Annotated in this window: 15 protein-coding genes; 9 read left to right on the top strand and 6 right to left on the bottom strand. The window is 67.1% G+C overall.

The window, feature by feature from the left end; translation table 11 throughout:
• Nucleotides 1-3 precede the first annotated feature (3 nt).
• Genes BIU82_RS16525 through BIU82_RS16510 form a run of 4 tightly spaced genes read left to right on the top strand, consistent with a single transcriptional unit; the run spans nt 4 to nt 3,706 of the window.
• Nucleotides 4-909 (top strand): sugar ABC transporter permease, encoded by a 906-nt coding sequence (locus BIU82_RS16525; RefSeq protein ID WP_070350546.1) that lies wholly within the window; start codon nt 4-6, stop codon nt 907-909.
• Nucleotides 906-1,859 carry a carbohydrate ABC transporter permease gene (locus BIU82_RS16520; RefSeq protein WP_070350545.1) on the top strand — a complete coding sequence of 318 codons (954 nt, stop codon included), beginning with the start codon at nt 906-908 and terminating at the stop codon, nt 1,857-1,859. The genes BIU82_RS16525 and BIU82_RS16520 overlap by 4 nt, the downstream gene beginning before the upstream one ends.
• Complete coding sequence (locus tag BIU82_RS16515) at nt 1,856-2,914, top strand: hydroxyacid dehydrogenase (RefSeq protein WP_253182819.1); 1,059 nt, start codon at nt 1,856-1,858, stop codon at nt 2,912-2,914. Before BIU82_RS16520 ends, BIU82_RS16515 begins: the two co-directional genes overlap by 4 nt.
• A 48-nt stretch (nt 2,915-2,962) precedes the next feature.
• The gene (locus BIU82_RS16510) at nt 2,963-3,706 is read left to right on the top strand and encodes a tyrosine-protein phosphatase (protein WP_070350544.1); all 744 of its coding nucleotides are present in this window, start codon (nt 2,963-2,965) and stop codon (nt 3,704-3,706) included.
• Between the two features lie 93 nt (nt 3,707-3,799).
• On the opposite strand, the gene BIU82_RS16505 is transcribed toward BIU82_RS16510, so the two are convergent.
• From BIU82_RS16505 to BIU82_RS20225, 6 genes are all read right to left on the bottom strand, one after another.
• A complete protein-coding gene (locus BIU82_RS16505) occupies nt 3,800-4,231 on the bottom strand; it encodes a universal stress protein (RefSeq protein ID WP_070350543.1) in 432 nt (143 codons plus the stop codon).
• A 104-nt stretch (nt 4,232-4,335) separates the two neighbouring features.
• A complete protein-coding gene (locus BIU82_RS20230; RefSeq protein WP_070350542.1) occupies nt 4,336-5,487 on the bottom strand; it encodes an MFS transporter in 1,152 nt (383 codons plus the stop codon).
• 157 nt (nt 5,488-5,644) lie between these two features.
• A complete protein-coding gene (locus tag BIU82_RS16495) occupies nt 5,645-6,544 on the bottom strand; it encodes a dihydrodipicolinate synthase family protein (RefSeq protein ID WP_070350541.1) in 900 nt (299 codons plus the stop codon).
• On the bottom strand, nt 6,544-7,452 hold the full coding sequence (locus tag BIU82_RS16490) for an EamA family transporter (protein ID WP_139146663.1): 909 nt from the start codon (nt 7,450-7,452) through the stop codon (nt 6,544-6,546). Before BIU82_RS16490 ends, BIU82_RS16495 begins: the two co-directional genes overlap by 1 nt.
• A complete protein-coding gene (locus BIU82_RS16485) occupies nt 7,445-8,080 on the bottom strand; it encodes an XRE family transcriptional regulator (protein WP_070350539.1) in 636 nt (211 codons plus the stop codon). Before BIU82_RS16485 ends, BIU82_RS16490 begins: the two co-directional genes overlap by 8 nt.
• Nucleotides 8,081-8,303: 223 nt before the next feature.
• On the bottom strand, nt 8,304-8,585 hold the full coding sequence (locus BIU82_RS20225) for a hypothetical protein (protein WP_171906566.1): 282 nt from the start codon (nt 8,583-8,585) through the stop codon (nt 8,304-8,306).
• 12 nt (nt 8,586-8,597) lie between these two features.
• Here BIU82_RS20225 and BIU82_RS20335 point away from each other — a divergent pair, with 12 nt between their 5' ends.
• The 5 genes from BIU82_RS20335 to BIU82_RS16465 all read left to right on the top strand — a co-directional run bounded on the left by BIU82_RS20335 (nt 8,598) and on the right by BIU82_RS16465 (nt 12,766).
• Nucleotides 8,598-8,831, top strand: a complete 234-nt coding sequence (locus tag BIU82_RS20335; RefSeq protein WP_074466462.1) for an HNH endonuclease signature motif containing protein — start codon at nt 8,598-8,600, stop codon at nt 8,829-8,831.
• A gap of 123 nt (nt 8,832-8,954) precedes the next feature.
• Nucleotides 8,955-9,725: an alpha/beta fold hydrolase gene (locus tag BIU82_RS16480; protein WP_070350538.1), complete on the top strand. Its 771-nt coding sequence runs from the start codon at nt 8,955-8,957 to the stop codon at nt 9,723-9,725.
• 99 nt (nt 9,726-9,824) lie between these two features.
• Entirely contained in the window at nt 9,825-10,241 is a 417-nt protein-coding gene (mscL, locus tag BIU82_RS16475) for a large conductance mechanosensitive channel protein MscL (protein WP_070350537.1), read from the top strand.
• A 116-nt stretch (nt 10,242-10,357) separates the two neighbouring features.
• Nucleotides 10,358-11,179 (top strand): ACT domain-containing protein, encoded by an 822-nt coding sequence (locus BIU82_RS16470; protein ID WP_070350536.1) that lies wholly within the window; start codon nt 10,358-10,360, stop codon nt 11,177-11,179.
• A 249-nt stretch (nt 11,180-11,428) separates the two neighbouring features.
• Nucleotides 11,429-12,766 (top strand): MFS transporter, encoded by a 1,338-nt coding sequence (locus BIU82_RS16465; protein WP_070350535.1) that lies wholly within the window; start codon nt 11,429-11,431, stop codon nt 12,764-12,766.
• Nucleotides 12,767-13,030: the final 264 nt, after the last annotated feature.

Below are 13,030 nucleotides of genomic sequence, written 5' to 3'. Positions count from 1 at the left end.
CCCATGGCCACAAAATCCCGCACCATGTCCGGCACCGGCGGCCGCACCGCCGCCCTGTTCCTCATCCCGTTCTTCACGGTCTTCACCGTGGCCATGATCGCTCCCGTGATCTATTCGCTGGTGCTGAGCTTCTACGCCCAGCAAAAATCCGGCCTGGGCTTCGGCGGGGCCAAAACGTCCTTCGTCGGCCTGGAGAACTACCTCCAGGTGTTCCAGTCCGAAACGTTCACCGGCGGCCTGGGCCGGCTGGCCCTGTACTGCCTGCTGTACATTCCCTGCATGGTGGGCGGCGCCGTCGTCTTCGCCCTGCTGCTGGACGCCACCGTGGCGCGGGCCCGCAAACTCTTCCAGCTGCTCGTCTTCCTGCCGCACGCCGTACCCGGCGTCATCGCCGCGCTGATCTGGGCGTACCTCTACACCCCGGGCGTCAGCCCGCTGGTCCAGGCCCTCGAAAGCGGCGGCATCCAGATCAACTTCCTCGACGTGCACATGGTGCTGCCGTCGATCGTGAACATCGCGGTGTGGGAGTGGACCGGCTACAACGTGATCATCCTGTTCACCGCGCTGCAGGCCGTGCCCCGCGAAATCCTCGAGGCCGCCCGCGTGGACGGTGCCAGCGAAATCCGCACCGCCCTGAGCATCAAATTCCCGCTCATCCTGCCGGCCCTGAGCGTCATCATCCTCTTCACGGTGATCGGCACCCTCCAGCTCTTCACCGAACCGGCCATCATCTCCAAGGCCACGGCCTCGGTCACCAGCACCTGGGTGCCCAACCTCTGGGCCTATGACGCCGCCTTCAACCGGCACAACCTCAACCAGGCCGCCGCTGCCTCGATCATCATCGCCCTCCTGGCCGCCGGGCTTTCCCTGGCCGTCACCCGCCTCAGCTCCAGGATGAACAAAGCATGAGCACCAAAACCGTCAACGCTCCCGCCCGCCCGGGTGCCGGCGTCGCCGTCCATCAAAAGAACGCCGACGGCGGCAAGCGCCCCCGGCGCCCCGGCGGCAGCCGCCTCTCCCGCGAGGGAGGCTTCGCGAGCGCCTTCTCCGTCAACGCGCTGCTGATCCTGGGCTGCGCCTACATGGTGCTGCCCGTACTGTGGTTGTTCTTCGCCGCCACCAAGGACACCGCCGATCTCTACGGCACTGCCGCCTATTCGCTGGGCCGCTTCGCCCTGTTCGAGAACATCGCCGCGGTGGCCGGGCAGGACGGCGGGATCTTCTTCCGCTGGATGGGCAACTCCGTGCTGTACGCGGCCTTCGGCGCCGTGCTCGGCGGGCTCATCTCGGTCATGGCCGGCTACGCCTTCGACAAATTCCAGTTCCGCGGCAAGAAGACCTGGTTCGCGTTCGTGCTGCTGGGCGTGCTGATCCCCAACACCGCCACGGTGCTGCCCATGTACCTGTTGGCCTCGGTAGCCGGCATCACCAACACCGTGTGGGCCATCCTCATCCCGGTTTTGTGCAACCCCTTCGGTGTGTACCTGGCCCGGGTCTACAGTTCTTCGTATGTTCCGGATGAAACTCTGGAAGCGGCCCGCGTGGACGGCGCCGGGCCCATCCGTTCCTTCTTCTCGCTGGGCCTGCCCATGATGATGCCCGGGTTCATCACCATCGGCCTGTTCCAGTTCGTGGGCATCTGGAACAACTTCATGCTGCCCCTGGTGATGCTGCAGGACCAGCAGCTGCTGCCGGTCAGCGTGGGTATCTCCATCTGGCAGGGCTACTCCATTCCGCAGCCGGAGTTCTCCCCCATGGTCATCACCGCGTCCTTCCTCTCCGTGATTCCGTTGCTGGCGGCGTTCATCATGCTGCAGCGTTTCTGGAAGTCCGGCCTCACCGCGGGGAGCGTCAAGTGAGCACCCCTGAACCGGCTGACCGCCCGCTGAACCCCCGCCCGCTCAACCCCCGCCCGCTGAACGTCGCCCTGGCCATGGCCGCCGACGTCGGGCAGAAAGTCTTCCCGCCCCAGCGCCTGGCCACCATCACGGAACCGCTGCGGCTGCTCAGCCCGGAGCCGCTGACGGAGTTCAACTCGCCTGGGGCCCGCGCCCTGCTGGCGGAGGCGGACGTGCTGCTGACCGGCTGGGGCTCTCCGATGATCGACGGCGCGGTGCTGGACGCGGCGCCGCGGCTGCGCTACATCCTGCACGCGGGCGGTTCGGTGAAGCACCACGTGGGCGCCGAATGCTGGGAGCGGGGGGTCCAGGTCAGCACGGCGGCCGATGCCAACGCCATCCCCGTGGCGGAGTACACCCTGGCCATGATCCTGCTCGCGAACAAGCGCGTGCTGCAGATCGCGCGGGAACTGCACGGGGCACGGGCCGCCGTCGACCCCGAAGGGCTCTTCCCGGACATGGGCAACTACGGCAAGCGCGTGGGGATCATCGGCGCGTCGAAGATCGGCCGGCATGTGATCCGGCTGCTGGCCCCCTACGAACTTGAGGTGGTCCTCGCCGACCCCTTCGTGACGCCGGAACAAGCCGCGGCACTGGGCGTGCAGCTTGTGGGGCTGGAGGAGCTGGTGGCGACGTCCGACGTCGTGTCCCTCCACGCGCCGTCGCTGCCCGCCACCCGCAACATGTTCGACGCCGGAATGGTCGCCCGCCTGCGGCCCGGCGCCACGTTCATCAACACCTCGCGCGGGGAGCTGGTGGACCAGGAGGCGCTGCTGCGCCGGCTGGAACAGGGCGACATTTTCGCGGTGCTGGACGTGACCACGCCCTGGGTGCTCCCGGCGGATTCGGGCTTCTACACGAACCCCAACGTGCTGCTGACTCCGCACCTGGCCGGATCCCTCGGCACGGAACTGGAACGCCTGGCTGCGAGCGCCATTGACGAAGCGTACCGGGCAGCCCGCGGCGAGGCCCTGCGCTTCGGGGTGAAGGCGGAAGAACTCGAGTTCACGGCTTAGCCACCAAGCGCGGCGAGGTAAATCGGGCAAATGCCGTTTACTGGTCGGATGGAAACCAGCGGAAGCAACGGTCGAGCCCTTCGAATAGAAGGGTTGGTAAACGTCCGAGACCTCGGCGGGTTGCGGCGCAACGACCGCGCTCTCACTCCCACCGGAGTCTTCTACAGAAGTGAGAACCTCGATTGGGTCGGGAAAACGGGCTGGGATGAACTTCATGCGGCCGGAATCCGTACCGTGGTCGATCTCCGACAACAGCAGGAACGCGACTCCGACACGCAGGCACGCCCCGCTTGGCTTACCTCGGTGCATGTCGACTTGGACGGGATCGAAAATGAAGCGTTCTGGAACGATTTCTGGGATAACGGCCTAGTCGGTACAGCGCTGTACTTCCTGCCGCATATCCAAGCGATGCCCCAGCGCCTTGGCGCGGCGCTTTCGGCGATAGCCAACGCGAAACCGGGCGGGGTACTTTTCCACTGCATGGGCGGTCGGGATCGCACCGGTCTCGTAGCTATGGCGCTCCTGGTTGCCGCAGGCGTCGAACCCGAGGATATCGTCGACGACTACTTGGAAACGGTGCGGCTTGGCGATACCCGAGCGGCACAGGGCAACTGCAACAATTCCGAGCCTGCGCTTGAAGAGCTCTGCAGGCAAAACGGAACCACAACGGAGGGCGCGTTTCGGGATGCGCTCGACGGATTCAACTTGGAAGAGTTCTTCGCCGCAGCCAAGTTGAGCGCTGATGAAAGGGAAGCTCTCCTCACCTGGCGAGGCAGCCTGCCCCGGAAATAGGTCTAACCACCAAGCGCGAACGTACAGTTGAGGCCCCAAAATCCGCGGATTCGGGCCTCAACTGTACGTTCGCGCTGAAGTGCGGCCGGGTGTTTACTCGACGGTGTCCGCGATGTACACGTCGCACGGGGCGTTGTGGGCCACGGTGTTGGCCACGCTGCCGAGGACGCGAGACAGGCCCTTCATGCGGCGGTTGCCCACCACGATCACGCTGGCGTTGTGGTTCTCGGCGTGGGCGATCAGCGCCTGCGCGGGGCTGCCGACGGCGGAGAACGCCTCGATCTCGACGCCTTCCTGCGGCAGGGACGCGGCCACCTTGCTGGCGGTCGCCTTGGCTTCGCGGCCCGGATCGCCGAAGACGATGGCCCGCTCGCTGCCTGCGCCGTGGAGGGACACGCGGTCGCCTTCGAAAGCGGTCACGATGTGCAGCTTGGCGCCAAGGCCCTGGGCGAGGGTCCGGGCCGTTTCAGCGGCCCTGCGGGCGGTTTCGCTTCCGTCGACTCCAACAACAACAATTTCCGACATGCCTGCGCTCCTTCGTGGTAATGGCTCCTGCTCCAAAATTACCGCGTGGACGTGCCGCCGCGCCGGTCGGCTCCGGTCACATTCGTCCGAAACGGGTGGCGCTGCTACGCGCCCGCGGAACGGGACCTCCCGACGGCGGACACCACCGAGGTGAGAGCAGTCAATACGGCCCCGATGAGCAAGGGAGTCCACGCGGCACCGGAAACAGCCAGGCCGGCGACGGCCGTTCCGGCCGAGCCTGCGGCGATCTTAAGCGCACCGACCCAGACGAAAACCTGACTCCTGGCTTCGAGCGGCGCATATTCGCTGCGTGCCGCGAGCGTGGCGGCGAAGAACAGCGCGTTGGCGACGCCGGCCAGGCAGAAGGCCGCCAGCGACGCCTGTAGGGACGGCATTGCCGGAACCAGGAGCAGACTTGCCGCCACCAGCATCGAAAGAGCGCCCATCAGCCCGTCCGCGTTGCCGCGCAGCGGCCTGACCATCAGCCCCGCCGAGCCCAGCAGGTTCCCTACTCCGTAGGCAGCCACAAGCAACCCGGCAGCCGTCGCCCCGCCGCAGGCCGGAGCCGCCGCCACGGCGTAGATCGGCAACCCCGCTACGGAGAATGCCACGCTCACCGTCAGCCCGAGCGTTCGGCGCAGCGGCCCGTGCTTCCGGATCAGGCCGAGAGTGCGCCACGGGGACGGGACCTCTTCGGCCGGGCCGGCGGCGCTTTGGCGAGGCAAGGCAAGGACTGCAACCGCGCCAATCATTGCCACACCTGCCAGGACAAGCGCCGCTGTCAACGCGCTGGAGGCTGCAGCGATCCACGCGACGGCAGCCGGTCCCAGGGTGCCGCTCAGGCCATAGCTCGCCACGTCCCAGCCCTGTGCCCGGCGCTGGCTCCGGGGCGAAGGCCCGGCGATGGCGGGCAGCCGGCTACTGATGCCGCCGGTGAGCATGGGGCCGAAGATTCCTGAGATGAAGAGCAGCAGCCCGGGCCAGGCGGCCGGGCCTGCGGGCAGCAGTAACGCCGCGGCGCCCAGCAGGACGCCATGGAGCGCTGCGGAGAGCGCAATGGTTTTCCGGCCATCGGCAGCGGTGTCCAGCCGCGGTGCGATGAAGGGCCCCAGCACATGCGGCGCCGTGATCGCCGCGCCCAGGAGACCGGCCAGCCAACCCGGCTTTCCACTCGCCTGCGCCAGCAGCACGACGGCGACGACGGCACCCCCGTCCGCGCTCCGCACCAGCGTCGCGGCAAAGACGTAGCGGGCCACGGCCCAGGCGGCCCCTCGTCCGGGCCGGCTGCGACGTTCCCTCCCACTTGCTTTCCCGTGTGGCCGGCCGAAGGCAGGTCCGCCCTTGGGTTCTGGCGGGTCCGTGCCGATGTTGCGCGGAGTAAGCGGGGAGGAAGGACGTGGTTGCCCGCTTGCCTCAGCCAAGGAAGCCGAGCTCATCAACAACCGCCGCCACACGTGCCCGCTGCCCCTCGTCCAATCCGCGGATCGGCAAGGGCAGGCAGGCCTTGGGCGCGAGGCCCAAATGTTCCGCGATAGCCGCAACCACGCGGAGACTGCCGCCGAATTCCGTGAACAACTCCCACAAGGGCGCCAGCCGCGCGGACTCGCGCGCGGCCTCCTCGAACCGCCCCTCCAAAGAGGCCCGTGTGATCCGCAATGCCGGCTCCGGCAAGGTCCCGCCGATCACCGAGTACCAGGCATCGCACCCGGCAGCGAGTCCCGCGGCGGCCTTGGCGTCGCCGGATACGCCGACGGTCACGTGCCCGGGAACCACATCCCGGATGGCCTGCACCCGGGTGCGTGCCTGCTCCGGGTCGTCCGGAAGAGGCGGGATCTTCACGGACGCAATCCCGGGCAGCTGCGTGATGCGGCCATAAAGCTCCACCGTGAAGCTGAAGTGTGTGGTGGCCGGGTTGTCGTAGACGACGACGGGCAGCGCCGTGCTGTCCGACACCGCCCGGAAGAGCCCGAACACGTCTTCTTCCGTCAGCGGCTGGTAGCTCACCGGCGCCAGCAGGAGCCCGGACGCCCCGGCTTCTTCGGCGTCCCGCACGTTCGCCAGCACCTGGGAGGTCCGCAGCGCCCCGACCCCCACGATCACGGGCGTCCCGGCGGCATGTTCCACCGCGAGCCCAGCCACCCGGCGTCGTTCTTCACGGCTGAGGTACGCGTAGGAACCGGTGGAGCCGAGCGCGGTGATGGAGTCGACGCCGGCTGCGGCCAGCCGCCCGACCAGGCGCGCGAAGGCGGCCTCGTCCACGGCGTCGTCGGCGAGGGGCGTGAGGGGAAAGGCGCTGAGGCCGGTGAACTTCATCAGGACTCCTTCGTTGCGGCGGGTTCGGGGGCATGGACGGCGATCTCGGGCTCGGCGGGCAACGGCTGCAAGCCACCCCGCTGCGACGCGGCACCGGCCAGCACGACCAAGGCAATCCCCGCGAACTGCACCGGCGACGGCAGCTGATGCAGCACCACCATCCCCAGCAGCACCCCGATGGCCGGCTCCAACGCCATCAGGGTGCCGAACGCCGTCGACGTCATCCGCCGCAGCGCCAGCAGCTCAAGCACGAACGGCAGCACCGGCATCAGCACCGCCAGCCCCAGCGCGGCCGCCAGGAGCTCCCAGCTGAGCTGCCCGGCTGCCTGCGGAATCCCGACGACGGCGGCCGTCACCGCGGCGACCGGCACCGTGAGCGAGAGCGCGCCGACGCCCGTGAAGCGGTCGCCCACCCGCTGGGTGAGCAGGATATAGGCGCCCCATCCGGTGCCGGCGAGGGCCGCGAAGGCGATCCCGACGGCGTCGACCTCGCCATGCCACGGTTCGCTCAGCAGCACGACTCCGGCCAGCGCCAGCACCGGCCAGACGAGGGCCCGCTTGTTATGGCTGCGGACCGCGGCGACCATGAGGGGGCCAAGGAATTCGATGGCGACAGCGGTGCCCAGCGGGATGCGCTCGATCGCGGCGAGGAAGGCGAGCGTCATAAGTCCGGTGGCGACGCCGAGTCCCAACAGCACGGGCACGTCGCGGCGGCGCACGGAACGCAGGGGCGGGCGCGCGATCGCGAGGAAAATCAGGGCGCCCGCGCTCAGCCGCAGCCAGGCGGTTCCGGCGGGGCCGGCCACCTCGATCATGCCCACGGACAACGCCGAGCACAGTTGCACGGACAGCATCGCGGCCACGGCCATGCTCCACGGGGGCACGCCCGTTTTACGGACCTCAGCCACCGTGCACCTCCGCCTTATGGCCGTTCTCCGCGTGCACGGCACCGACGCCCGGTTCGAAGACAGCGAGGGTGAACCGCGCCGCCTCCGCTCCGTGGTTGGCATAGGAATGCGCGACGTCGCCGGGGAAGGAGAGTGCGTCGCCCGCCTCGAGCGTGTACTGCTGTTCCTCCCCGGCCTGATTCTCGACAGTCACCGTGAGGGCGCCGGCCTGGACCTGCAGGAGTTCCTTGGTCCCGGAGGTGTGCCCCTCGCTTGCGTGCAGGTCCCCGGGGGCCAGCGTCCAGTCCCACAGCTCCACCACGTCCGGCGGCTCGGTTCCGGCCACCAGCAGGGCGCGGCCGCCGTCGTCGCTGCTCCAGAGCGCGGCGCCTTCGCCGTTCCGGGTGAGCTTCACGGGGTTCAGCCGCGGGGCTTCGACCAGCGCGGGCAGCCCGACACCCAGCGCATCGCTGAGCCGCAGCAACGTCCCCACGCTGGGGTTGCTGGCTCCCTGCTCCACGTTGACCAGCATGCGGCGGCTGACTCCGGCAGACTCGGCCAGTTGGTCGAGGGTCCAGCCCCGGCCCTGCCGTTCCTGCTTCACACGGGCGCCGATGGCCGCGGCAAGCTCACTGACACTTTCATCCATGAGTGCATCATAGTGCACTCAGAGTGCACTATGACCGTGGAAGCGCAGAATGCGGAGTTTGCATGGATTCGCGCACTGGCTCGGTAAGGCCGTAACGCCCCATCTGCGCAGGATCGGACTGTATGCTCTTCTAAAATCTGGTGAGGCGCCCATGGTTCAATGGGCCCCGCTTTGCGCAAGAAGAGAGTATTTGGGGATGCTACGCAGGGCCGAAAACGTCACACTATTCCATCGGCCCGGGTTCTGGACCGGGAAAGGGCCAGCGGAACTCACCATCGGAAGAAGCGTCTACCTGGTCGGCGGCAAAATGACCAAAGCCGAATATCAGGAACGAAATGACTACCAACGGCGCATGCCTATTCTGCTCGCCAGAATCGGCGAAAGAAGATACTGGCAGTTCAGAAACAAGTTCTACTGGGAGAACGACGGGCTGCAAGCGGCTCAAGTCCATGCCCTTCTTGTAAGCAGGGAACAGCGACAGAAGCAGCAAATCGAACGTGCCCAAGCGACGGTCGCAATGGGTTCTGCACCTCGGAACTCTTCCGCTCGCCGCGCCATTCCAGACGATTTGAAACAGTACATTTGGGTTCGCGACGAGGGTCGATGCAGGGCCTGCGGTTCGACCACTGAATTGCAGTTTGACCACATAATTCCGCTTGCTATGGGAGGAAGCAACAACGCCGAGAATCTGCAGATTCTGTGTGGGCCTTGCAACCGCGGAAAGTCAGCCGGATTGACCACACGACGGTAACTACAGCCTTTCTAGGCGTATCCAATTCCGCCTAGAGCTCCTTTACACAGCGGCATCCGTTACAGCTAGGAGGCCCCGCGTCCAGGATCAAGGGCCCCGCCCCGCAGCCGCTACAGTGGCCGGGTGGAGATTGCCCTGGCCGCGGACGGCGCCGAACTGCTGTGGAGCGAAGCGGGCGACGGCGATCCCCTCCTTCTGCTCGCGGGCCAGGCGACCGGGATGGCCGGTTGGGGTCCGACGGCGGATGAGCTCGCCCGCCACTTCCGCGTGATCCGTTACGACCACCGGGGCGTGGGCGGCAGCGCCAGGGGCGAAGCCGGGCGATACACCACCCGGCTGCTGGCCGAGGACGCGGCGTCCGTGCTCGATGCCGCGGGCGCCGGAACCGCCCACGTGTACGGGCACTCGATGGGTGGCCGCATCGGCCAGTGGCTCGCGATCGACCGGCCGCACCGAGTGCGCACGCTGGTACTGGCGGCCACAAGCGGCGGGCGCCGGCCCGGCGTCGGGCCCGATGCGGCGGCGCTCGAAACGCTCCTGAGCGGAGACCCTGGACTTATGTCGCCGCTGTTCTTCGACCCACGCTGGGCGGCGGACCACCCGGACGCCGTCCGCAGCTTCTTCGGCACCAAGGCCTCGGCCTGGGCCAAGGCCCGCCACTTCCAGGCAAGCCGCGCCCACGACGCCTGGGATTCCCTGGCGGAAATCACGGCGCCGACGCTTATCCTCCACGGCACGGAGGACGGGTTGGCACCCATGGAAGACGCCGTCCTGCTGCGCCGGGGAATCCGCCGATCCACCCTGGTGAAAGTCCCCGGCGCCAGGCACGGCCTGCACCTGGACCACCCCGAAACCATCGGCTGGATCCGGCAGTTCATCGCAGCTAAAGGCTAGGCGGCGGACGCCCATCCGGCCATAAATGATATTTTTATATCTTTTGCGCTACACCTTTGCGCCGCACTTTGCGAGCGCTGCACCACCGGAGGGAACACCATGCTCAAGGGATTCAAAGACTTCATTCTTCGCGGCAACGTGATCGAGCTGGCCATCGCCGTCGTCGTCGGCACGGCTTTCACCGCCCTGGTCACGGCCTTCACCACCAACATCATCAACCCGGTCATCGCGGCAGCGGGCGGCGTGAACGCCAACGGCCTGGGCTTCCGGATCTGGCCTGACAACCCCGCCACGTTCGTGAACATCGGCGCCGTCATCACGGCCTTTGTGACCTTCCTGATCACCGCCGCAGTGGTGTACTTCATCTTCGTGGCGCCCATGAACAAGTTCAACGCGATGGTCAAGAGCCGCCGGGGCGACGAGGAAGCCCCGGTCGAACCCACGGACACCGAACTGCTGGTGGAGATCCGCGACTTCCTCGGCGAGCTGGCAGCGGCCAACCGCGCCTCCCGCTAAGCACCAACACGGCCCGGCAGCCTCCGCAAGGAGCGCTGCCGGGCTTCGCCTTTTAAGCCCCGCATTCGTGACCGGACGGCAATAGTGCTGAAACAGCCACCATGGACCATGGGGACATGAAGCCCACGCAGAGCACGGCTGCCACCGCAGAACTTTCCTGCGAAGTCTGCGGCCGGATGCCGGAACCCCCGAAGGCGCGCGTCACCGCGGCCCAGATCGCGGTCATGCTTCCCATCGAACTGCTGGTCCACGCCGTGGTGGTGCAGACCCACCTCCCCTACCTGGCCAAGGTCCTGCTGCTGACCGTCACCGCCACAGTGCTGGTGATCTGGGTGGCCGAGCCTTCGGCGGCCAAGGTCCTCCGCCGCTGGTTGCATGCTCCCGCGCTGCGCCACCGCCGCACCCTCGACGCGGCGCCGGCTCTCTGGCGCGCCAGCACCGTGGTGCGCGACCAGCCCGGCGCCCTGCAAAAGCTCACCCGCGCGCTGGCCGGCCTGGACACGAACATCCTCAGCATCCACATCCACCCCATGGACGGCGAGGCACTGGACGAATTCGTCCTCTCCGCGCCGGGGCACCTCGGCGAGCAGGACCTGCTTAAGGCATTGTCCGACGGCGGCGGCCGGGATCCGCACGTCTGGCCGACCACCGCGCTGGCCATGGCGGATGGCCAGACCAGGGCGCTAAGCATCGCCGCGCGAGTGGCGGGAAATCCGGATGAACTGGCCCTCGCCGTCGCGGAGCTGTTGAACGCCAGGGTGGTCCCGCCGGGAAAGGAAGCCGCGCCGGGCACCACACTGAAGATCCCCACCGCCTGGCATGGCCCGTTGGTCTTTTCGCGCCCGGGCGAGCCCTTCACTCCCGCCGAATCCGCCCGCGCCCACCGGCTCGCAGAGCTTGCCGAGATCCTGGCCCATGGCCGCAACGGGGCAGGCTGAACCGCCGCCGGTCATATTCGGTTCCGTGAGGCAGCGCACAAAAACCTCTTGACAGTGGGACAGCTCACACCTACGTTTGTTTTTGGGATCCCAAATCGGGATCCCAAATCGAACACTTGTGACGGATCCCTACCGGCAGGGCAGAGCAGCCCGCGGCCGGACCGCCGCCGGCCTGAACAGCCGCCGGCTACCGAAACTGAATCCAAGAACTCCTCCGCATTTCATTCCCCAAAAACCCAAAGGAGAACCGTGTCTCTCCACGATTCCCAAACCACCACGGAAGCTGTCCGCCCGCAGTCAAGCGGCCCGGCCGGCAAACGCTCCAACGTCCGATGGAAACTGTTCCTCCTCCTGCTGGTGCTGGTGGCGGTCAACTACATCGACCGCGGCTCCATCTCCGTGGCCCTGCCCATCATCCAGAAGGAATTCAACCTCGGCCCTGAAATGGTGGGCCTGTTGCTTTCCGCGTTCTTCTGGACCTACGCCCTGATGCAGGTTCCCGTCGGCTGGCTGATCGACAAGTTCGGTCCGCGCAAGATGGTCACCGCATCCTGCGTCGGCTGGGGCGCCGCAACGGCCGCTTCCGGCATGGCCGGCGGCTTCCTGAGCATGTTCATCGCCCGCATGGCCATCGGCGTCACCGAAGCCGGCGTCATGCCGGCCGGCGGCAAGCTCAACGCGCTCTGGATGCACTCCAAGGAACGCGGCCGCGGCGCCACCATCCTCGACGCCGGCGCACCGCTCGGCGCGGGCGTGGGCGGCATCCTCATCACCTGGCTCATCGCAGCAGCAGGCGGCTGGCGGATGGCCTTCATCATCGCCGGCATCGCCACGGTCCTGCTCGGTGCCATCGTCTGGTGGTATGTCCGCGACAACCCCCGCGAACACAAAGCCGTCAACCAGGCCGAGGCCGACTACATCGAAGCCTCGCACCGCGCCGAGGACGAGGCAGCCGCTGCACAGGGTGCCACCACGCGCCGCGGCCTGCTCCCGTACATGAAGTTCCGCTCCTTCTGGGCCATGTGCTTCGGCTGGCTGGGCTTCAACGGTGTGTTCTACGGCCTGCTGACCTGGGGCCCGCTCTACCTGTCCCAGGCCAAGGGTTTCGACCTGAAGACCATCGGCTGGTCCACCTTCGTGATCTTCGGCGCCGGCTTCGTGGGTGAAATCCTCGGCGGCACCATCGCGGACAAGTGGCGCGAATCCGGCGCCTCCGCCAACAAGGTCATGCGCACCCTTCTGGGCACCTCTGCCGCGGTCGTCGTCGGCGGCCTGGTGGGCGTCACCATCGTTCCGGACCCCATCACCGCAGTCATCCTGCTGTCCGTGGTCCTGTTCTTCCTCCGCTGGGTGGGCCTCTTCTGGGCCGTTCCGGCAACGCTCGGCGGCCGCACCAACGCGGGCGTCCTGGGTGGCGCCATGAACCTCAGCGGCAACATCGCCGGCATGGTCACACCGATCGCCGTCGGCTTCATTGTGGGCGCCACCGGCGGCTACACCTGGGCCTTGCTCTACTTCGTGGCATCCGCCGTGATCATGGGCATCTCGGTCCTGACGCTTGACTACAGCAAGCGTCTTCCGGTCTAAGGCCGGCTGCTCCACCACGCAAGACCAAAGAAATACCAAAGCACCACCCGTTTGGGATCCCAAACCCATTGACAGCAAGGTCGCCAGAACTTACCGTCATATTTGGGATCCCAAACAGACACTTAGAGGATGAACTCCTCACCGCGAACGCTTCCGGACCCGTTCATCCGGAACACATGTAAGGGCATTCGAGAGCCACCGCCTTCGCCCGCAGCCTTTTGCAACCACCCGCTCAATGATGAGCCATTCGCATCGCCCAGGAGG

Origin of the sequence: Arthrobacter sp. SW1 (genome assembly GCF_001766675.1) — a bacterium.
GTDB lineage: Bacteria > Actinomycetota > Actinomycetes > Actinomycetales > Micrococcaceae > Arthrobacter.
The sequence above is the reverse complement of the archived record's forward strand: the minus strand, read 5'-3'. Positions and strand labels throughout refer to the sequence as shown.

Coding starts and splice junctions, on each gene's coding strand:
- BIU82_RS16485 (WP_070350539.1), bottom strand. CDS start 8,080: ATGGATGAAAGTGTCAGTGAGCTTGCCGCGGCCATCGGCGCCCGTGTG.
- BIU82_RS16495 (WP_070350541.1), bottom strand. CDS start 6,544: ATGAAGTTCACCGGCCTCAGCGCCTTTCCCCTCACGCCCCTCGCCGAC.
- BIU82_RS16520 (WP_070350545.1), top strand. CDS start 906: ATGAGCACCAAAACCGTCAACGCTCCCGCCCGCCCGGGTGCCGGCGTC.
- BIU82_RS16505 (WP_070350543.1), bottom strand. CDS start 4,231: ATGTCGGAAATTGTTGTTGTTGGAGTCGACGGAAGCGAAACCGCCCGC.
- BIU82_RS16510 (WP_070350544.1), top strand. CDS start 2,963: ATGGAAACCAGCGGAAGCAACGGTCGAGCCCTTCGAATAGAAGGGTTG.
- mscL (WP_070350537.1), top strand. CDS start 9,825: ATGCTCAAGGGATTCAAAGACTTCATTCTTCGCGGCAACGTGATCGAG.
- BIU82_RS16525 (WP_070350546.1), top strand. CDS start 4: ATGGCCACAAAATCCCGCACCATGTCCGGCACCGGCGGCCGCACCGCC.
- BIU82_RS20335 (WP_074466462.1), top strand. CDS start 8,598: ATGGGTTCTGCACCTCGGAACTCTTCCGCTCGCCGCGCCATTCCAGAC.
- BIU82_RS16470 (WP_070350536.1), top strand. CDS start 10,358: ATGAAGCCCACGCAGAGCACGGCTGCCACCGCAGAACTTTCCTGCGAA.